The 18304-nt window shown below is 69.5% G+C and carries 19 protein-coding genes; 13 read left to right on the plus strand and 6 right to left on the minus strand.

Annotation, left to right across the window (positions count from 1 at the left end):
- Positions 1-165: 165 nt before the first annotated feature.
- The 4 genes from O7632_RS05660 (at position 166) to O7632_RS05675 (ending at position 4297) form a co-directional block, all read left to right on the plus strand.
- Complete coding sequence (locus tag O7632_RS05660) at positions 166-966, plus strand: DUF3152 domain-containing protein (RefSeq protein ID WP_278111994.1); 801 nt, start codon at positions 166-168, stop codon at positions 964-966.
- A gap of 212 nt (positions 967-1178) precedes the next feature.
- On the plus strand, positions 1179-2048 hold the full coding sequence (locus tag O7632_RS05665) for a DUF3152 domain-containing protein (RefSeq protein WP_278111995.1): 870 nt from the start codon (positions 1179-1181) through the stop codon (positions 2046-2048).
- A gap of 111 nt (positions 2049-2159) precedes the next feature.
- A complete protein-coding gene (gene moeZ, locus O7632_RS05670; RefSeq protein ID WP_278119858.1) occupies positions 2160-3395 on the plus strand; it encodes an adenylyltransferase/sulfurtransferase MoeZ in 1236 nt (411 codons plus the stop codon).
- 116 nt (positions 3396-3511) lie between these two features.
- A complete protein-coding gene (locus tag O7632_RS05675) occupies positions 3512-4297 on the plus strand; it encodes a prenyltransferase/squalene oxidase repeat-containing protein (protein ID WP_278119859.1) in 786 nt (261 codons plus the stop codon).
- 16 nt (positions 4298-4313) lie between these two features.
- Here O7632_RS05675 and O7632_RS05680 read toward each other — a convergent pair whose 3' ends face one another.
- Both O7632_RS05680 and proB read right to left on the minus strand, forming a co-directional pair.
- Complete coding sequence (locus O7632_RS05680; RefSeq protein WP_278111997.1) at positions 4314-5558, minus strand: glutamate-5-semialdehyde dehydrogenase; 1245 nt, start codon at positions 5556-5558, stop codon at positions 4314-4316.
- Positions 5559-5580: 22 nt separating this feature from the next.
- Positions 5581-6690 carry a glutamate 5-kinase gene (gene proB / locus O7632_RS05685; protein ID WP_278111999.1) on the minus strand — a complete coding sequence of 370 codons (1110 nt, stop codon included), beginning with the start codon at positions 6688-6690 and terminating at the stop codon, positions 5581-5583.
- Between the two features lie 60 nt (positions 6691-6750).
- On the opposite strand from proB, the gene O7632_RS05690 reads away from it, so the two are divergent.
- The 3 genes from O7632_RS05690 to O7632_RS05700 are packed head-to-tail and all read left to right on the plus strand — an operon-like array spanning position 6751 to position 10005.
- On the plus strand, positions 6751-7059 hold the full coding sequence (locus tag O7632_RS05690) for an MGMT family protein (protein WP_278112001.1): 309 nt from the start codon (positions 6751-6753) through the stop codon (positions 7057-7059).
- 4 nt (positions 7060-7063) lie between these two features.
- Positions 7064-8416 (plus strand): MFS transporter, encoded by a 1353-nt coding sequence (locus O7632_RS05695; protein ID WP_347403558.1) that lies wholly within the window; start codon positions 7064-7066, stop codon positions 8414-8416.
- A gap of 35 nt (positions 8417-8451) precedes the next feature.
- Complete coding sequence (locus O7632_RS05700) at positions 8452-10005, plus strand: aminotransferase class V-fold PLP-dependent enzyme (protein ID WP_278112002.1); 1554 nt, start codon at positions 8452-8454, stop codon at positions 10003-10005.
- A gap of 41 nt (positions 10006-10046) precedes the next feature.
- On the opposite strand, the gene O7632_RS05705 is transcribed toward O7632_RS05700, so the two are convergent.
- The 4 genes from O7632_RS05705 to O7632_RS05720 all read right to left on the minus strand — a co-directional run bounded on the left by O7632_RS05705 (position 10047) and on the right by O7632_RS05720 (position 14483).
- The gene (locus tag O7632_RS05705; RefSeq protein ID WP_278112004.1) at positions 10047-10931 is read right to left on the minus strand and encodes an arginase family protein; all 885 of its coding nucleotides are present in this window, start codon (positions 10929-10931) and stop codon (positions 10047-10049) included.
- Between the two features lie 146 nt (positions 10932-11077).
- Complete coding sequence (locus O7632_RS05710; protein WP_278112006.1) at positions 11078-12010, minus strand: DUF559 domain-containing protein; 933 nt, start codon at positions 12008-12010, stop codon at positions 11078-11080.
- An 83-nt stretch (positions 12011-12093) separates the two neighbouring features.
- Positions 12094-14037, minus strand: coding sequence for a hypothetical protein (locus tag O7632_RS05715; protein ID WP_278112008.1), 1944 nt, complete (start codon positions 14035-14037; stop codon positions 12094-12096).
- On the minus strand, positions 14034-14483 hold the full coding sequence (locus tag O7632_RS05720; protein WP_278119863.1) for a DivIVA domain-containing protein: 450 nt from the start codon (positions 14481-14483) through the stop codon (positions 14034-14036). Before O7632_RS05720 ends, O7632_RS05715 begins: the two co-directional genes overlap by 4 nt.
- Before the next feature lie 320 nt (positions 14484-14803).
- Between O7632_RS05720 and O7632_RS05725 the strand changes: the two genes are divergently transcribed.
- The 6 genes from O7632_RS05725 to O7632_RS05750 all read left to right on the plus strand — a co-directional run bounded on the left by O7632_RS05725 (position 14804) and on the right by O7632_RS05750 (position 17627).
- A complete protein-coding gene (locus tag O7632_RS05725; protein WP_278112009.1) occupies positions 14804-15049 on the plus strand; it encodes a winged helix-turn-helix domain-containing protein in 246 nt (81 codons plus the stop codon).
- 144 nt (positions 15050-15193) lie between these two features.
- Positions 15194-15955 carry a transposase family protein gene (locus O7632_RS05730; protein ID WP_278111118.1) on the plus strand — a complete coding sequence of 254 codons (762 nt, stop codon included), beginning with the start codon at positions 15194-15196 and terminating at the stop codon, positions 15953-15955.
- A gap of 88 nt (positions 15956-16043) precedes the next feature.
- Positions 16044-16307, plus strand: coding sequence for a hypothetical protein (locus O7632_RS05735; protein WP_278112011.1), 264 nt, complete (start codon positions 16044-16046; stop codon positions 16305-16307).
- 11 nt (positions 16308-16318) lie between these two features.
- Positions 16319-16576: a hypothetical protein gene (locus O7632_RS05740; RefSeq protein WP_278112013.1), complete on the plus strand. Its 258-nt coding sequence runs from the start codon at positions 16319-16321 to the stop codon at positions 16574-16576.
- 11 nt (positions 16577-16587) lie between these two features.
- Positions 16588-17202 carry a hypothetical protein gene (locus tag O7632_RS05745; RefSeq protein WP_278112015.1) on the plus strand — a complete coding sequence of 205 codons (615 nt, stop codon included), beginning with the start codon at positions 16588-16590 and terminating at the stop codon, positions 17200-17202.
- The gene (locus O7632_RS05750) at positions 17199-17627 is read left to right on the plus strand and encodes a hypothetical protein (protein WP_278112017.1); all 429 of its coding nucleotides are present in this window, start codon (positions 17199-17201) and stop codon (positions 17625-17627) included. The genes O7632_RS05745 and O7632_RS05750 overlap by 4 nt, the downstream gene beginning before the upstream one ends.
- The last annotated feature ends 677 nt before the right edge of the window (positions 17628-18304 follow it).

Genomic DNA, 18304 nt, shown 5'->3' on the forward strand with positions numbered 1-18304 from the left:
TGGTCGGCGATGTCTGTTGGTAGCACACGCCCCGTCCGTCACTCTGGCCCGGATTGGGCGACCACCAGCCGGGTACACCGTCGGGCCGCCGCCCCGGCGCGGTCTCGCGCGCAGCGGCGGTCGCGGCCGCGGTCCCGGTCGTGGTGGCAGCGGTCCCGGTTGCCGGTGCTGAGCGCACTGCTCGTGACCGTGGTCGGGTTGGCGGCGATCGGGATCGCCTTGTTCCGGATCACGGCCGACACCGGCTCCAGCGCGCTCGCCGCGCCCGTCACGACGACGGCACCGGCGGACGAGAACGCCAGCCCCACCCCGGCACCGACCACGCCGGCGCCGGCACCGACGACTCCGCCACCGCCGGTGCTGCGGTTGGCGGGTCCGGTGCCGTCGGCCGGCTCGGGCGAGTTCGACTTCGGCGCCACGCAGGGGCCGGTGGCCGGCCGGTCCGGCACGTTGCGCCGGTACCGGGTGGCGGTCGAGGTCGGTTCCGAGGCCGACGTCGAGGAGTTCGGCACGCTGGTCGAGCGGACCTTGTCCGATCCGCGTAGCTGGATCGGCGGTGACCAGGTGCGGCTGCAGCGGGTCGCGGGCGGCGGCAACCACGATTTCATCGTCTACCTGGCGACCGCCCAGACCGCCGCGCGGATGTGCCAGGCCGGCTGGGTGGACATCCGGATCGACGGCAAGCCGTACACGTCCTGCCGGGCGCAGGGCAAGGTGATCATCAACCTGGATCGGTGGCGGCTGTCGGTCGACCACTTTGTGCGGGCGGGTGTTCCGTTGGACGTCTACCGGGCGTACGTGGTCAACCATGAGGTGGGTCACGAGCTGGGGCACGGCCACGAACGCTGCCCGGGTGGCGGCGATCCGGCGCCGGTGATGATGCAGCAGACGCTGTTCCTCAACGGATGTGTGGCCAATCCGTGGCCGTACCTGGCTGGTGAGCGGTACGCCGGCCCGCCGCTGTGAGGACGGATGCCGCCGGGTCGGCCAGGGGATACGGGGCAAATAGCCAGATTGATCCGATAAACCGGTGATGCCGGCGCGTCAATCGGGCTCGTCGACTCTGTCGTGACACGCTGTGATCGTCAGGCCATGGGTCCACGCCGTACCGCCCCCCGACCCGCATCACCACCTCGACCGGCGTGGGTGGCGTAGCGCGCCATGAGGGGCAGCCAGATATGCGGGTCGTGCAGGGAAACGCCGACCGACGAAGGATTCCGCGCGGTACCGGGCCAGCCGGCGGCTGGCCGCCGGCCGAGCGCCGGGCGCGCCGCCGTCGACGGCGGGCCGGCGTACTCGCGTTGGTGGTGGTCGCGGCCAGCCTGATCGGATTCGACCTGGTGCACGGCGGGTCCGACGCCGCCGAAGGCAGGGCTCCGGCGGCCGTACGGGAACCGGGTCCCGGTGCCGGGTCGGCCGTACCCGACGCCGCCGTACCCGGCGGGGTGGGCGGCGTTCCCCGGCCGTCGACGTCCGGTCATCCGGTGACCGGACCCGGTACGTTCGGCTACCTCACCGGGGCCGGCCCGGTGCTCGGCTGGGCCGGTGACCTGCGCCGGTTCCACATCGCCGTGGAGGACGGCATCGGTCAACGGGCCGACGAGTTCGCCGGGATCGTCGACGCCACCCTCGGCGACGAACGGAGCTGGGTGGCGTCGCGCCAGTTCCGGCTGCAGCGGGTGCCCCGTGCCGTCGCCGCCGAGTTCACCATCTACCTGGCCAGCCCCGGCACGTCGGAGAGAATGTGCGCGTTGGGCGGGCTGGCCACCGAGAAGTACACCTCCTGTCGGCTGCCCGGCCAGGTGATCATCAACGTGGCCCGCTGGCTGGAGGCGGTGCCGCACTTCGACGCCCCGCTCGCCGAATACCGGGCGTACGCGATCAACCACGAGGTCGGTCACCAGTTCGGCATGGGCCACGAGATCTGCCCGGCCGCCGGGCGACCCGCGCCGGTGATGCAACAGCAGACGTACGGCATGCAGGGGTGCCTGCCCAACGGCTGGCCGTACCTGGGCGGTACCCGCTACACCGGCCCGCCGATACCGTAGCCGGGCACTGACCCGGCCCGCCGATGCCGTGGCCGGGCATTGGCCGCCGGGTGCGGTGACCCGCGTGGGACGGTATTCCCGGATCCCGGATCGCGGGCGGTGGCGCTACTCATGGCCGAGCGGCGGCTCGGCGAGCAACAATGGCCTGCAGCCATAGCCATCATTGCCGATCCCGGGGAGTTCACCGTGTCGTTGCCCCCGCTCGTCGAACCCGCCGCCGAGCTGACCGTAGATGAGATCCGCCGCTACTCGCGGCACCTGATCATCCCGGACGTCGGCGTCGACGGTCAGAAACGCCTCAAGAACGCCAAGGTGCTCTGCGTCGGGGCCGGTGGTCTCGGCTCGCCCGCGCTGATGTACCTGGCGGCGGCCGGCGTCGGCACCCTCGGCATCGTCGACTTCGACACCGTCGACGAGTCCAACCTGCAGCGCCAGATCATCCACGGCCAGTCCGACATCGGTAAGTCCAAGGCCGAGTCGGCCGCCGCGTCGGTCCGGGAGATCAACCCGTACGTCAGCATCCAGATCCACGACGTGGCGCTGGACAACGACAACGTGTTCGACATCTTCGGCCAGTACGACCTGATCCTCGACGGCACCGACAACTTCGCCACCCGTTACCTGGTCAACGACGCCTGCGTGCTGCTCGGCAAGCCGTACGTGTGGGGCTCGATCTACCGGTTCGACGGCCAGGTCAGCGTCTTCTGGGACCAGCACGGACCCAACTACCGGGACCTCTACCCGGAGCCGCCGCCGCCCGGCATGGTGCCGTCCTGCGCCGAAGGTGGCGTGCTCGGCGTGCTGTGCGCCTCGATCGGGTCGGTCATGGTCACCGAGGCGATCAAGTTGATCACCGGCATCGGTGACCCGCTGCTCGGCCGGCTGATGGTCTACGACGCCCTGGAGATGAGCTACCGGGTGATCAAGATCCGTAAGGATCCGAACGGCGAGCCGATCACCGGCCTGATCGACTACGACGACTTCTGCGGCGCGGTCTCGGTCGAGGCCGAGGAGGCGGTCGTCGACTCCACGATCACCGCCCGGGAGCTCAAGGAGTGGCAGGACGCCGGCAAGGACTTCTTCCTGATCGACGTCCGCGAACCGGCCGAGTACGAGATCGTCAAGATCCCCGGCTCGACGCTGATCCCCAAGGGCGAGTTCCTCAACGGTGAGGCCCTGGCCAAGCTGCCGCAGGGCCGGCAGATCGTGCTGCACTGCAAGTCCGGCGTACGGTCGGCCGAAGCCCTCGCCGCGGTCAAGGCCGCCGGTTTCTCCGACGCTGTCCACGTGCAGGGCGGGGTGCTGTCCTGGGTCAAGCAGATCGACCCGTCGCTGCCCAGCTACTGATCCGCCGGCACCGCCGGGGATCTGGTTCGTCCAGATCCCCGGCCGGCTAAATGACCTTGGCTGACTTCCTGAGGCGGGATCCCGCACCCGCCGGTAACCTTTCGCCCGTGGTCGATATGGATGCCGCCATCGGGTTCGTGGTGGCGCACGGGGACACCGTGGACCGAGCACGGTTGTCCTGGTTACGTACCGGTGCCGCCCCGCAGCCCGAGGCGCTCGCCAGCGCCGAGATCGGTCAGGCGCCCGAAGGCGGTTGGCCGGCCCTCTGGGCCGGCGACGTCGCTTCGGTCGACGCCACCTGCTTCCGGCTGGCCGAGTTGGACGATCTCGGCGCGCTCGGCCGGCCGCCGGCCCGCAAGGCCCTCGACTGGCTGGTCAGCCGGCAACGTCCGGACGGCAGCTGGGAAGAGGACGAAAGCCTCGCCGGCGATGCCCCCGAATGGGCCCGCCCCGGTGACCCGGAAGCCACCTACTATCTGACCGCGAACGCCGGCTACTGGCTCAGCGTCGCCGGCAGCCTGCAACACGACGCCGGCCACGCCGACGCCGCCCAGCGGGCCGGCCGGTTCCTCGGTGCGGTGATGCGCCCGGACGGCACCTGGCCGTCCTATCTGATGGCCGGCTGGTTGGCCGCCGGCACCCTCTACCGGCAGACGATGTTCTACGAGTCGGCCCGGATGCAGGTGGTCCTCAACGACCGGCTGGCCAGCATGATGCCTGGCGACGTGGCGCAGTTGGCGGCCGCGCTGCGCCGCGCCGGGCTGGCCGACGACGACTGGCTGCTGGTCAACGCCCGCCGCCGGCTGGCCGCCACCCAACGCAGCGACGGCGGCTGGGACAGCGACGCGGGCGACCCGTTCGAGGTACACGTCGCCCTGGCCGCCATCCGCGCCTGCCGCTGAGCCCGGGGCCAGTCGGCTACTGGCGCAGGTGGCCGTCGCCGGTCACGACGTACTTGGTGGACGTCAGTTCCGGCAGCCCCATCGGGCCGCGCGCGTGCAGCTTCTGCGTCGAGATGCCGATCTCCGCGCCGAACCCGAACTGGCCGCCGTCGGTGAACCGGGTCGACGCGTTCACCATCACCGCCGCCGCGTCGACCCGGGCCACGAACTCCCGGGCCGCGCTGGCCGAGTCGGTGACGATCGCCTCGGTGTGCCCGGTGCCGTACCGCTTGATGTGCGCCACCGCCGCGTCGAGCGAGGCGACGACGGCGACCGAGATGTCCGCCGACAGATACTCGGTGGCGAAGTCCTCGTCGGTGGCCGCCACCACGTCGGACGAGAACGCCGCGACCTCCGGCGTACCGTGCACCGTCACCCCGGCGTCCCGCAGCTCGGTGAGGACCTTCGGCAGGAACGCCGCCGCGACATCCACGTGCACCAGCAGCGACTCGGCGGTGTTGCAGGTGGACAGCCGCTGCGTCTTGGAGTTCACCGCCACCGCAAGAGCCTTGTCGAGGTCGGCGGCGGCGTCGACGTACACGTGGCAGTTGCCGACCCCGGTCTCGATCACCGGGACCGTCGACTCCTCGACCACGGTACGGATCAGGTCCGCGCCGCCGCGCGGGATCAGCACGTCGACCAGCCCCCGGGCCCGCATCAGCTCCTTGACCGAGTCCCGCGACGAGGCGTCCAGCAGCTGCACCGCGTCGGCCGGCAGCCCGGCGCCGACCAGCGCGTCCCGCAGCACCCGTACCAGGACGGCGTTGGAGTGCGCCGCCGACGACGAACCACGCAGCAGCGCCGCGTTGCCCGACTTCAGGCAGATCCCGGCGGCGTCGACGGTCACGTTCGGCCGCGCCTCGTAGATGATGCCGACCACCCCGAACGGCACCCGTACCTGCCGCAGCTCCAGCCCGTTGGGCAGCGTCGAGCCGCGCACCACCTCGCCGACCGGGTCGGCGAACCCGGCCATCTCCCGCAACGCCTGCGCCATGTCGTCAATACGCTTCTCGTTGAGGGCCAGGCGGTCCAGGATCGCCGTCGACAGGCCGCCGGCCCGTCCGGCGTCCAGGTCGGCCGCGTTCGCGGCCACGATCTCGGCGGTACGGGCGACGAGCGCGTCGGCCATCGCCAGCAACCCGGCGTCCTTGGTCGCCCGGGTGGCGGTGACCAGTTCGTCGGCGGCCGTCCGCGCCCGGCGGGCCTGCTCGGTCACGCTCATCGTCGTCTCCTCACATGTTCTGCTACAGCAGTACCAGGTCGTCGCGGTGCACGACTTCCCGCTCGTACGCCGGCCCGAGGGCGGCGGCCAGCTCGCCGGTGGAGCGGCCCAGCAGGGTCGGCAACTCCACCGCGTCATAGTTGACCAGACCACGGGCCACCGGCGCACCGGCGGTGTCGACCAGGTCGACCGGGTCGCCGGCGGTGAACGCCCCGTCGACGGCGGTGATCCCGGCCGGCAGCAGCGACTTGCGCCGGGCCACGACCGCCTGCACCGCCCCGGCGTCCAGGTGCAGCCGGCCCCGGGGCGCGGTGGCGTGCGCCAGCCAGAACAGCCGGGCGGTCGGGCGGCGCTCCACCCGGTGGAACAGGGTGCCGACCGGTTCGCCGGCCAGCGCCGCTCGGGCCAGCGGGGCGGCGGTCAGCACCACCGGGATGCCGAAGCCGGTGGCGATCCGGGCGGCCTCGACCTTGGTCACCATGCCGCCGGTGCCGACCCCGGCCCGCCCGGCCCGGCCGATCGCCACCCCGGCCAGGTCGGCGGCGTCACGTACCTCGCTGATCCGTTCACTGGCCGGCTTGGCCGGGTCGCCGGTGTAGAGGGCGTCGACGTCGGAGAGCAGCACCAGCAGGTCGGCGTGGACCAGGGCGGCGACCAGGGCGGCCAGTCGGTCGTTGTCGCCGAACCGGATCTCGTCGGTGGCGACGGTGTCGTTCTCGTTGACGATCGGCACCGCCCCGAGGTCGAGCAGTTTGCGCAGCGTGCGGTACGCGTTGCGATAGTGCACCCGACGGGTGACGTCGTCGACGGTGAGCAGCACCTGGCCCGCCGTCAGGCCGTGCCGGGCCAGGCTGGCGGCGTACCGGCCGATCAGCAGGCCCTGCCCGACGCTCGCCGCCGCCTGCTGGGCGGCCAGGTCACGCGGGCGTCGGGTCAGCCCGAGCGGCGCGAGCCCGGCGGCGATCGCCCCGGACGAGACGAGCACCACTTCCTTCTTGTCCGCGGTCAGGGAAGCGAGGACGTCGGCCAGGGCGTCGACCCGGTCGCCGTCGAGCCCGCCGGACGCCGTGGTCAGCGACGACGAGCCGATCTTGACTACCACCCTCTTGGCTTCCGTCACTTCAGCACGCACCCGCCCATTCTGCGTCCCTGCCCGGCGATGCCTGGCGGGAGATCTCATATCGTGGCCCGGGTGACACCGCAGGAGTACGTGGAGGAAGTGCTCGCCCTCGTCGAACGCATCCCGCCCGGCCGCGTCATGTCGTACGGCGCCATCGCCGACGCGCTTTCTGACCTTTCCGGTCGTTCTTCTGCCCGGCTGGTCGGCAGCATCATGGCCCGGCACGGCGGCGGCGTCCCCTGGCACCGGGTGGTGACGTCGGCCGGCCGGCTGCCACCGGGACATGAGGAGCGGGCTCGGGCGTTGTTGCGCGCCGAAAGCTGCCCGTTGCGCGCCGACGGCGTTTTCGTCGACATGAAGGCCGCCGGCTGGTACCCATGACGGCATGGCCGTCCAGCAGCGGGTGCGCCTCGGGTACGCGTCCGGTTCGCTGGTCACCGGGGCGTTCGGCACCGTACCCGGGTTGCTGCTGCTGCCGTACCTGACCGACAACCTGGGCGTCGCCGCCGGGCTGGCCGGTCTGCTGGTGCTGCTGCCGAAAGCCTGGGATGTGCTGGTCAACCCGGTCGCCGGGCGGATCTCCGACCGGACCCGCAGCCGTTGGGGTGCCCGCCGGCCGTACCTGCTGGTCGGTGGCCTGGCCCTGGCGGCCGGCTTCGCCGCGATCTTCGCCGCCCCGTCTGGCACCGGCGCGGGTGCCGGCCCGGCGCTTTATGTGGCCGTCGCGTTCCTGGTCACCGCTACCGCGTTCGCGTTCTTCCAGGTGCCGTACGTGGCGATGCCGGCCGAGCTGACCGACTCGTACGAGGAACGTACCCGGCTGATGACCTGGCGGATCGCGGTCCTGGCGGTGGCGATCCTGGTCTCCGGCGCGCTCGCCCCGCTGGTCGTCACCGCTGGCGGCGACGGCATCACCGGGCACCGCTGGATGGGCGTCTTCGTCGCCGCGCTGATCGTGGTCGGCACGCTCGGCGTCTTCGCCGGTACGGCCGGCGCGCCGACCGGATCGGTCCAGGCCAGCGAGCCGTCGCTGCGCGCCCAGCTCGCCGTCGCCGCCGGCAACCGGCCGTTCCGGCTGCTGCTGGCCTGCTTCGTGATCCAGTCGGCGGGGATCGCCACCGTCCTCGCCGGGGTGAAATATTTCGCCGGCCAGATCCTCGACTCGCCGGACCTGGGGACCACGCTGCTGTTCGGCTGTTTCGTCGGGCCGGCGCTGCTGGTGATGCCACTGTGGTCGTGGGCCGGTAAGCGGTGGGGCAAACTGCGCGCCCTGGTGGTCGCGTCACTGCTGCTCGCCGGGGCGGCCGGTGTGCTGGCCACCGCCCTGGTCCTGCCGGCAGTCGGCGTGTACGTGCTGGTCGCGGCGATGGGTGCCGGGTACGCCGGCCAGCAGGTGTTCGCCCTCGCCATGCTGCCGGACTGTGTCGCCTACGACACCGCCCGGACCGGTCGGCGGCAAGCCGGGGTGTTCACCGGGCTGTGGACGGCCGGGGAGACGTTCGGGCTGGCGCTCGGCCCCGGCATCTACGCCCTGGTGCTGCAAGTCTCCGGCTACGTGTCGTCGCGGGCCGGAGTCGACGCGGCCCAGCCGACGTCGGCGCGGCTCGGTGTCCTGCTCGGCTTCACCCTGCTGCCGGCCATCCTGGTGGCGGTGCCGGTGCTGCTGCTGCGCGGCTACGACCTGACCGAGGAGAAGCTGGCCCAGGTCAACGCGTCTGCGCTCCCGCCGTTGCGCTAGCAGGACCGCCGTCGCGCTGAGCTAGCGTGACCGCCATGGCGGGAGCGTTGCCGGTGGACGGCGTACCAGGTGATCAGGTGCTGGACGAGATTCGGGCGTTGCGGGCCGGTGACGCGCCCACGCACGGCGGACGGCTGTTCGCCTACGTCTACGATCCGGCGGTCGTCGGGCTCGACGAGTTGGCGCACGCCGCGTACGGGCTGTCGGCGCACGTCAACGGGCTGGACCCGACGGCGTTCCCGTCGCTGCTGGCGATGGAGAACGCCCTGGTCGGCGCGGCCGCCGCGCTGCTCGGCGGCGGCCCGGTCGGCGGCGGCCTGACCTCCGGCGCGCCGGGTGCGTCGTCCGGTGCGCCGGATGTGGTCGGCAGTGTCACCAGCGGTGGCACCGAGTCGCTGATCCTGGCGGTCAAGGCGGCCCGGGACGCCCGGCCGGAGGTGACTGCCCCTCGCCTGGTGGTACCCGCCAGCGCGCATGCCGCGTTCGCCAAAGCCGCCCACTACCTGGGCGTACGGGTGGACACCGTGCCGGTGTCGCCAGTCACGTTGCGCCCGGATCCGGCGGATGTCGCGGCGGCGATCGGCCCGGACACGGTGCTGGTGGTGTGCTCGGCCCCGTCGTACGCGCACGGGGTGATCGACCCGGTGGAGCAGATAGCGTCACTCGCGGCGGAGGCCGGGGTGCGGTGTCATGTGGACGCCTGCTTCGGCGGCTGGTCGTTGCCGTGGCTGCGGCGGCTGGGCCGGCCGGTGCCGGCGTTCGACTTCACCGTGCCCGGGGTGACGTCGATCTCGGTTGACCTGCACAAGTACGCGTACACGCCGAAGGGAGTGTCGGTGCTCCTGCACCGGGATCCGTCGCTGCGCCGCCCGCAGTACTTCGCGTACGCCGACTGGCCCGGCTACACGATGATCAACCCAGGTGTGCTTTCCACCCGCTCGGGTGGGCCGATCGCCGCCGCGTACGCCGTCCTGCGCCACCTCGGCGAAGCCGGCTACCTGGCACTGGCGCAGACAACCTTGACGGCAGTGGACGTGCTGGCCGACGCCGTACGGGCGACGGACGGCGTACGGCTGCTCGCCGAGCCGGAGTCCACAGTAGTCTGTTTCATGGCGTCCGATCCCGCCGTCGATGTGTTCGTCCTGGCCGACGAGTTGGCGGCGCGCGGCTGGCACACCCAACCCCAGATGTCGTACGGCGACATCCCGGCCAGCATCCATTTGAGCGTCGCCGCGTCGGTGGCGGACGAAGCACCGTCCTTCGCTGACGCCCTGGCGGATGCCGTTTCTGCCGCGCAGGCCCATGGCCCGGTGACGTTGCCGCCTGAGCTGGCCGCCATGCTTGGCGCTCTGGCGTCGCATGGGTCGTCGGCGTCGCCAGGGCCGGCCCTTACCCCGGACGTCGTGGCTGCGCTCGCTGGCCAACTGGGGTTGGGCAGTCCTTCCGCTGGTGGTGCCCCGTCTCCTTCTTCGTCTCCGTTGCCGGAGCGGATGGCGGTGGTCAACACCGTGCTCGACCTTGCCCCGCCGTCCCTCCGCGAACACCTGCTCATCGAGTTCCTGAGCCTGCTGCAGCGCCCCACCTACTGAACCGCCACTTCCGGTTGGCGGATCGTTCGCCTCGCGGCCGGTCAGAGAGTCGAGTCGAGCAGCCGTACGAGGTCGTCGGCGTGCCGGCCGTCCGGGTCCAGGTCGGGGCGGAAGTCGGCGACGCTGACACCGGCCAGGTTCGGCGACGCCGCCAGCGGGGCGAGGACGGCGGCGAGCTGGTCGAAGTCGAGCCCGCCGTCCTGCGGGTACGTCACTGCCGGCATCACCGACGGGTCGAGCACGTCCACGTCGAGGTGCAGCCACATCGGCAGGCCGAGCCGGCTGGCCCAGTCTGCGGCGCGGCCGCCCGCCCCGGCCGGGTCGCGGAGTACCTGCGGAGCGTCGATGGTGAACAGACCGGAGGGCAGTCGGGCCAGTTCGGCCGCCGAGTCGGGGTCGAGGTCGACGGTGCGGTGCCCGATCAGTGCGGCGTGCCGGGCGTTCATCATCGGGACGGTGCCGGCCAGGCCGATCAACTCCGCCGGACCGTCGCCGGTCAGCACTGCGAGTTCCAGATCGGCGGTTTCACCGGTCTCCGAGTCTGCTGCGGCCAAGTAGTCAGGGTGGCCGTCGACCAGCCAGAGTCCGACGTTATTTAGCGCCGGGCTGAGCTGGGCGAACACGCCGAGGAGCAGGCTGCAGTCGCCGCCGACGACGAGCGGCCGGCGCTGCGGGTGGTCCCGCATGGAATTCCGTAACGTCGCCGCCAGGGTGTGCGCTGCGGTGACGGTGTCTGGCAGCGCCCGTACCTGGGTGATGTCGTCGCGGTGGTTGCTGCCGATGTGGGTCGCGGCGTCGCCACAGTCGACGTTGATCAGGTCGCGCAGGCCGGCGGCGCGCAGGGCGTCCGGCGCCTGCTCCTCGCCCCGGCTGCGGCCTGAGCTGTCCCAGGGCGCGCCGAGCAGGAACCAGTCGGAGTCGTTCACCCCTCCGACGGTACGGCGAGGAGGTCCTGCCGTGAGCCGGTTTCGCGGTGGCTCGTCGAGTGGCTCATTGCGTCGCTCGCGTCGAGTTGAGGGCTCACGTACGTAATTTCGCGGGATTACGTACGCCAGCCCTCAACTCGACGCGGTCAGCTGGCGCGCTCGGCGATCGCCTGCCGGACCGTCTGCACGAGTTGCCCGTGTTGTCGGAGTACGTCGTCCGCGGTGAAGCGCAGCGCCAGCCAGCCGGCGGAGCGCAGGGCGTTGAAGCGGTGCACGTCACGGCGAAAGGCTGCCCGCTCCCGGTGATGGTCGCCTTCGTACTCGATGGCGATCTTCCACTGCGGGTACGCCAGGTCGACCCTGGCGATGAACTTCACGCCGCCTGTCGGGTCCGGGGTGCGCACTTCGTACTGCGGGGTGGGTTTGGGCAGGCCGGCGTCGTGCAGCAGGAGGCGTAGCCGGCTCTCCATCGGCGAGGCGCTCAACGGATCAGAAAGCATGACCAGCTCCCTGAGTTGTGTGACGTTGCGCCGGCGAGGGTGGTGGTCGATGTATGCCGTGAGCTGGGTTTTGGTGAGGGTACGGCGGCGGAGCATGGCGTCCAGGGCGATGAGTGCGTCGGCGCGGGACGGCGCCCTTCCCAGGTCGAAGGCGGTCCGGACCCCGGTGGTGACGGGCATGCCGGACAGTGACGTGACGTCGTGCTCCGGGTCGAGGACCAGATTGGTGTATTTGATCATCAGGTGCGGTTCTGGCCGGGCCGCCGGCCGGACGGCGACCTGCACGGGCACTACCGCCCGTCCGGGGCGGCGGTGTGGCAGCAGGTCGACGCCCCACAGGTAGGCGGCGCTGAGCCCGTAGATAGCTGCGCTGGCGGGGAGGCGGGCGGCAACGGCGAGGCACCACATCCGGTGGTCGTCGGCGTCGTAGGAGTCTGCGTGCACGTAGACGTCGTGGAGCAGCCGGCGCCAGGACGGGCCGTGGAGCATGCGCCGGGTGATCAGGCCGGCGGCGACAGCCCGGCTGCCGGAGAACGGTTCGAAACTCAACTCGCGGGGGATCTTGGCGTTGCGGGCCATCGGCCAAGCCTGCCGGGGTACGGGCGGTGTTCGCTGTCCATAGTGCTGGTCGCGTCGCAGATCCGACTGTCGAGCGGGGACACTCAGGCGTGGGTAGTCGTGACCGCTGCGGCGACTGCTTGGGTGAGGGTGCTGGCGGTGGCCACCAGCTTCGTGTGGTGCGGGCCGTCTTCGAGGTAGACCTCATAGCGGTGTGGGGTGAGGACGACGGTGACGGCGACGCCGGGGTGACGTGCGGCGAGGGCGGTGAGGGCCGGCACCGGGTCAGGCGCTGGCCCGCTGCCGTCGGGCTGATGCGGCTGGTCGGGCCGGTCGGCGCTGTGCGGTACGGGGATCGGGGTGGACGGGTCGGCCGGTACGGTCCGGTCGGTGGCGTTGCGGACGTACTCCAGCGCGTCGGCGATCGCTGTGCGCAGGCCGGGGTGGTATGCCCCGGGGTTCCACCGTTGCTCGGCGGCGGCATGTGGTGGGGCGAAGCGGACTCCCCAGCGGAGGCCCTGGGCCTGGTGGGGGATGCCGGCGTTATGGCGGTAGTCGGCGACGCCGACGACCAAGGCCAGGCCGAGGGCGTACGCCAGGGTGAGCATTGTGGCCAGGGACGGCACCGTCGGCGGGGTGGCGTGCAGCAGGATGCGTGCGCCGGGGTGCCCTTTGGTGACGTTCTCGGCGTACGCGGTGAGCGGGTCGCAGCCGGGTCGGTGGACGGTGGCGTAGCCGTGTAGCAGTTCGTGCTCGTTGAGGTACATCGGTGTGTCGTCGAGGGTGGCGAGGTGGTCGGGGTCGAGGCCGAGGGCGGTCAGGTGGTGGGCGAGCCGGTATTCGGGCGGGAGGTGGTGGAACGGTTTGCCGTTCGGGTGGGCGCCGATTTGTGGTGCGGCTGTGGCCGTACCGTCGAGGGGTGGCCAGTTGAGGTGGCGGACCCGGCGGCGGCCGGCGTGGATGGTGACGACGGCGCCTTGGTAGATGCGGTGGCTGCCGGCGCAGGTGCGGCAGCCACCGATGCGCTCGCAGTCGCAATCCGTCCAGTGTGGCAGGTGGGTGCAGTCGGGGCAGGGCTGGTGCGGGATCGGCGGGCCTTGCCAGGACGGTGGGGGTGGCTGCCAGGTGCGGGTCAGCCGTACGCCCCGTCCGGTGCCGGACGGGGTGCCGGTGGCGCGCAGGGTGGTGTGCCACCAGCGGCCGTCGCGCCAGATGGCGTGTGCGCCGGGGGTGGGGTCGCCGGTGAGCAGGGCGACGCAGTCGGCGTGGATGCGGCGTTCGAGCTGGTCGACGTCGACTGGTGGCGGGCCGAGCGGTACGCCGTTGACCGGGCGTGGGGTGACGTGGTGGGCGGGGGCGTGTCGACTGCGGTCGACGAGTTCGCGGCAGGCACGGGTGATGTCGACTCTGATGGCGGCTTCGGTGAAGCTGTCGTAGCGTCCGGTGCTGGCGGGGACGGGGCTGCCGGGCAGTTCGAAGCGGACGTCCCAGTGGAGGGTGTCGCTGCCGGGGCGGGCGCGGCGGGCTTCGACGACGAGGTCGAGGCAGAGGAGTTCGGCGGTGTCGCAGAGGGTGGCGAGGCTGCGGGCGGGGTCGGGGGCGGGTGGGGTGGTGTTGCGGCCGAGCCAGACGCGCCAGGGTTCGTAGCCTTCGGCGGCGATCGACACGGCTTCGAGGGCGTGTCGCTGGTCGGTGGGCAGGTCGGGTTGCCAACCGGCGGGGAGTTGGGTCCAGGGGGCGAAGATGGGTTCGTCGGGGACTTCGGGGTCGTAGACGTGTCCGGCGCCGACGCGGGTGGCGAGGTCGGCGACGACGGGTGCCAGGTCAAGGCACCAGAATCGACCATCGTCGGTACGGGTGGGGGTGACCGCGCCGGGGACGACGTTGGCGGAGGCGACGGCGGCGGTGTCGATGTTGACGACGGTGCAGACGAACTGGGCGCGGCGTTTGCCGGCTCCGTCGCAGCGCGTACAGCTGGTGGTGGGGTCGCCGTCGCAGCGGGGGCAGGTGACGACGGTGACGGTGTGTGGTGTGGTCGGGTCGGTCACGGCTGTCCTGCATATCGGGTGGCGGGGGCGGCACCCGTCCAGGCGGGCAGTTTGATCGTGGTCTGGGCGGTGGCGGTGGCGTGGTTCGCGGCGGCGTGGGCGGCGGTGGCCTGGCTGGTCTGCCAGCGGCGGAGGGCGTCTTTGATGCGGTCGTTTTGTTCGATGGTGCGGTCGAGTTCGGCGTAGAGGATGCCGAGGTCGTGGGCGACGCGGTCGAGGAAGGCGGTGACTTCGCCGGGGTCGAGGCCGCGGCCGCCGCCGCGTCGGGTGGCGGTGGGGAAGCGGTGGGCGCGGATCTGCCAGGGTCGGATCGGTCGGTACGCGGTGCGTCGTTGGTTGCGGTGGATGTCGGCGGGTACGCGGTGGACGCCGTTGCCGGCGGGCCATTGGCGGGGTGGGGTGGCCTTCATCCGGTGGCGTCGCCAGCGTTGCCAGAGTTCTCGCATCACGTCTGCCTCCCGTTGGGGGTGTTCGGGTGTGGTCGTGGATGGGGTGGCCCTGCCCGTTGCCGTTGCTGCGGGGCCACCCCGGCCGCCGATCGCCGCAGCCTTGTTCGGCGGTACGGCGACCAGGGCACATCTTTGGGGGTCGGGGCGCTCGACGGCGTGACTCGCCGACCGCCCCGACCGGCCACGTGGCGTCCTCTGAGGTTGGAGACCAAGGAGGAAACCTCGCACCGAGGAACCTAAGCGAAGTAGTTCGCTTAAGTCAACACCACTAGTTCGCTGTACCGGCATCTTGCTGCCTGTGGTGCGAGCGTGATCTCATGGCGGGTGGAGACCAAGGAGTGCCCATGCCCGCCACCAAGTGGGAGAAGCTTGCTGACCACATTCGCGCTCAGGTCAAGAGCGGCGAGTTGCGGCCCGGCGACAAGCTTCCATCAACAGCCCAGCTCAAGGCCGAGCACAACGTCTCGGACTCGGTGATCCGCTACGCCATGCACGCCCTGCGCACGGAGGGCCTTGTCGAGAGCGCTCATGGCGTTGGCGTCTTCGTCGCCGAACCAAAGTGACTGCTTCCTGACACGACCGCCGTCACGGAGGCTTATTCAGCAGGCCTCCGACCCGCTACAGTAGACCCCCAATAAAAGGACGATCCGCTCTTCCGTAGGATGGAGTTACCACACAACATCACAAAGAAAAGCGGACCGCCGAACATGTATCATACCACTGGCTTCACCACGGACCAGATCCGCGACCTCTGCGTGCTGGTCCGAGCGGAATGCCAGGATCTGGATGTGGAGCCGTGGCCCCCGGTCCTTGGTCTCTACCGCGCTGTCGTCGTCGCGTTGACCTACATGCGTCGCAACCGCGTCCAAGCGGAGATCGCCGAAGCACACGGCGTCTCCCAGCCGACGATCTCGCGAGCGGTCACCGGCATCACCCCGGTCCTCGATCGCGTGCTGACGGAGTTCGTACCGACAGCCGACGACCTCAGCCCGACCGACCAGTACATCGTCGACGGCACCCTGCTTCCCTGCTGGTCATGGCGCACGCACCGCTGTCTGTACTCCGGCAAGCACAAGACCACGGGCATGAGCGTCCAGGTCGCCTGCACCCTCGACGGCGCGCTCGCCTGGATCTCCGATCCCGTCACCGGCAACCACCACGACTCGTACGCGATCAACGACACCGGGGTCCTCGTCACCCTGAATCCCGGAGACTGGATCGGTGACAAGGGCTACGTCGGCAACGGCATGATCACCCCGTACAAGAAGCCCAAAGGTGGCGAGCTCGCGGAATGGCAGAAGGAATACAACAGGCAGGTCAACAAGATCCGCTGGGTTGTGGAACAGGTCGTCGCGAACCTGAAGACATGGCGGATCCTGCACACCGACTACCGCAGACCGCTCGCGACCTTCACAGAAACGATCTCCTGTGTTATCGGGTTGCACTTCTACAGGATGGCCTGTGAATAGACCTCACGGTCGAAGTGGGGACCACCGCCTTCGATAGGCTCAACGGGAGCGGGTGGATGTCGCGGCGTGACCTCGGGGAGGCGACAGGGTGTCCAGCATTCAAGAAGTCAAAGCAGGTCTGGCGCAGGCGGCCCAGCACGGCAACGCGACGACCCAACAGATCCGAGCCGCCACCGACGCGCTTGATCGGATGATCGCCGGCCTCCGCGCGGCGGCGGCTGGGTCCGGTCACCCGTTGATCGGTGAGGCCATCAGCCGCTGCGAACAGAGTAAACAGCACCTCGCAGACGCGGCCGGCCTCGTCCAGGGCGCAGGCGAAGCCACCCGGAACTACAGCGGAATGCTTGGCTGAGCGCGGCTGACATGAGTGTCGACGACATCAAGCGGGACCTTGACCGCGCCAAGACCTTGATGACGCAGGGCAGGGCTGGCTTCGAGGGGGCGGCAGAGACAGGCGAACGCGGTACCGCTTTGGCATTCGCGACGGTGAGTGACAGTGCTGACGGCGAGGTCATGAAAGCGGCGGCGGCCTTGAAGGCAGCCGATGACGAGGTCGTCCGAGTCCTAACGCGGGTCGAGGCCGCTTTAGGGTTAGCCGACGCCTATCGGAAAGCGCTCTGATGTCCTCCAGTATGGAGCAGGTCATCGCCCAGATGCAGCAGGCCAAAGATCAACTTGCCGAAGCTGCTGTGCGAGCGATGCGGGCCAAGGGAGACTTCGACGAAGCGTACAAGCTGTATTTCCAGCTGTCCGAAGGATCGGCGAACCCGGATATCAGCCGCGCCGCTTCGGAAGCTCAGATCGCCGCTGCCAAAGCTGGCAGATATGCCAACCTCCTCGATCGAGCGCAGCGCCACTACCAGGCATACTTCGCAAAAGTAGCCCCAGCTGCTGGTTTCAAAGAACCGTCGGGCATGCCTTCAGGTGAAGAGTTGATCTCCGACACCGACCGTAGGCGCCGCAGGCAGGATGCGCTCTGGAGTCGTCAGGTTCAGAAAGCAGACGACATCCAAGATTCCTTCACGAACGCCGAGTCGCACGCGAAGGCTGTGTTCAAGAGTCTCCCGGATCCACCGGGCGCTACTAGCTCGCATCCAGTGAAGGCCGATCCTTCGCCTGTTGCTGACCGTGTAGAGGTTGACAATCCGATCACTGCTGCGGCGATGGCAGCCGGTGCAATGGCGGTCGCCGCAAAATCAATCTGGCAAGGTGTCAAGAAACGTCGAGAAAGGAAGCGGGCGCAATGACCCTGCACCCCGAGTTGCCAATGTACATCCGGACTTTGGTCCGAGGTGAGCATGAGCTCAATGACGAAATCGAAGCGAGGTTGGATCGAGACGGCTGGGACGGATTCCCGCGCTTCCTCGCGTCCCTTTTCTTCATCGCCGTTGATCGTAGATTCAGTGAAAATGCTCCGTCTGTCGAAATTATCCGCTTCGTCGCGGCGCTTCGCGAGGACTTGAGTCATGGTGGCCCTGATATCGATCCGATCGGCGCTGAGTCTTTGATCAGGTCTGTACTTGACCCGGCTGTTGATTATGATTTGAAGCCAGAGATGATTACTAAGGTTCAAGCCGCCACCATGTACAAGATATTTTCGGAGGGTGACCTATCCGACGCCGAACTCGACGAGATCCTCGCCGAAGCGACCGAATTCGCCATGCAGGACTAAGGTCCGCTGCGCCCTTCATCGGTGGCTGAAGATGGCTACAGCTGTTCGTCCCAGCGCGCGTCAATGAGCTTTGGCCGTCTATCCCCGCTCGTGCGGCTCGATTGACGTTGTGTCAGAATCCAACCTCGTTCAGACATCGAAAGTGGCGTAGGTGTCAATTGTGGATGGCAGAGTTCCGGCTCAGCATCACCAGGGCTCTAGCCGACCAGTTGGAAGCCACGCTGGAGTCGTTGGGGCCGCTTGACGAAGGCCAACCTGGAAGCGGTCGACCAGGTGTCTACACTACTAGGAGGGTTATTCAGGCTAACGTCGAGCATAAGCTTGACCTGCGGCGATGTACACGCCTGAATAACCCTCTAGGTCGAGCTGAACAGTTCGTGCGCCTCCGTCTGTGCGGCGCTCACTTGAAATGCGATGAGGGCGAGTGCGAACCGCTGATCTGCTGGGTCGTAGTCGCCACCCCATGACTTCCTCGCGGCTTCTATTGAGCCGATGACGCTGGCTGGTTCCCGCTGACGATGCCGGCGACCAAGGAAGTATTTCTCAAAGTAGATCAGAGCATCGCGCACCTCGGCAGCCCGAACTTCCCGCCGGAAGCGCTCGATCGTGGAGCGCAGCAAAGCGCGAGCACTGCGTCGACTCGCGAGACAACCTCGGACATTATTGCGGCGGCTCTT

This window comes from Solwaraspora sp. WMMD406 (genome assembly GCF_029626025.1).
Classification (GTDB): Bacteria; Actinomycetota; Actinomycetes; order Mycobacteriales; family Micromonosporaceae; genus Micromonospora_E.

What these genes read in the sequence shown, in the direction of transcription:
- O7632_RS05720 (WP_278119863.1), bottom strand. Translation starts at nt 14,483, where the DNA reads ATGCGAGAACTCTGGCAACGCTGGCGACGCCACCGGATGAAGGCCACC.
- O7632_RS05725 (WP_278112009.1), top strand. Translation starts at nt 14,804, where the DNA reads ATGGCGGGTGGAGACCAAGGAGTGCCCATGCCCGCCACCAAGTGGGAG.
- O7632_RS05665 (WP_278111995.1), top strand. Translation starts at nt 1,179, where the DNA reads ATGCGGGTCGTGCAGGGAAACGCCGACCGACGAAGGATTCCGCGCGGT.
- O7632_RS05675 (WP_278119859.1), top strand. Translation starts at nt 3,512, where the DNA reads ATGGATGCCGCCATCGGGTTCGTGGTGGCGCACGGGGACACCGTGGAC.
- O7632_RS05745 (WP_278112015.1), top strand. Translation starts at nt 16,588, where the DNA reads ATGGAGCAGGTCATCGCCCAGATGCAGCAGGCCAAAGATCAACTTGCC.
- O7632_RS05710 (WP_278112006.1), bottom strand. Translation starts at nt 12,010, where the DNA reads ATGGCCCGCAACGCCAAGATCCCCCGCGAGTTGAGTTTCGAACCGTTC.
- O7632_RS05700 (WP_278112002.1), top strand. Translation starts at nt 8,452, where the DNA reads ATGGCGGGAGCGTTGCCGGTGGACGGCGTACCAGGTGATCAGGTGCTG.
- O7632_RS05680 (WP_278111997.1), bottom strand. Translation starts at nt 5,558, where the DNA reads ATGAGCGTGACCGAGCAGGCCCGCCGGGCGCGGACGGCCGCCGACGAA.
- O7632_RS05730 (WP_278111118.1), top strand. Translation starts at nt 15,194, where the DNA reads ATGTATCATACCACTGGCTTCACCACGGACCAGATCCGCGACCTCTGC.
- moeZ (WP_278119858.1), top strand. Translation starts at nt 2,160, where the DNA reads ATGGCCGAGCGGCGGCTCGGCGAGCAACAATGGCCTGCAGCCATAGCC.
- O7632_RS05750 (WP_278112017.1), top strand. Translation starts at nt 17,199, where the DNA reads ATGACCCTGCACCCCGAGTTGCCAATGTACATCCGGACTTTGGTCCGA.
- O7632_RS05695 (WP_347403558.1), top strand. Translation starts at nt 7,064, where the DNA reads ATGGCCGTCCAGCAGCGGGTGCGCCTCGGGTACGCGTCCGGTTCGCTG.
- O7632_RS05740 (WP_278112013.1), top strand. Translation starts at nt 16,319, where the DNA reads ATGAGTGTCGACGACATCAAGCGGGACCTTGACCGCGCCAAGACCTTG.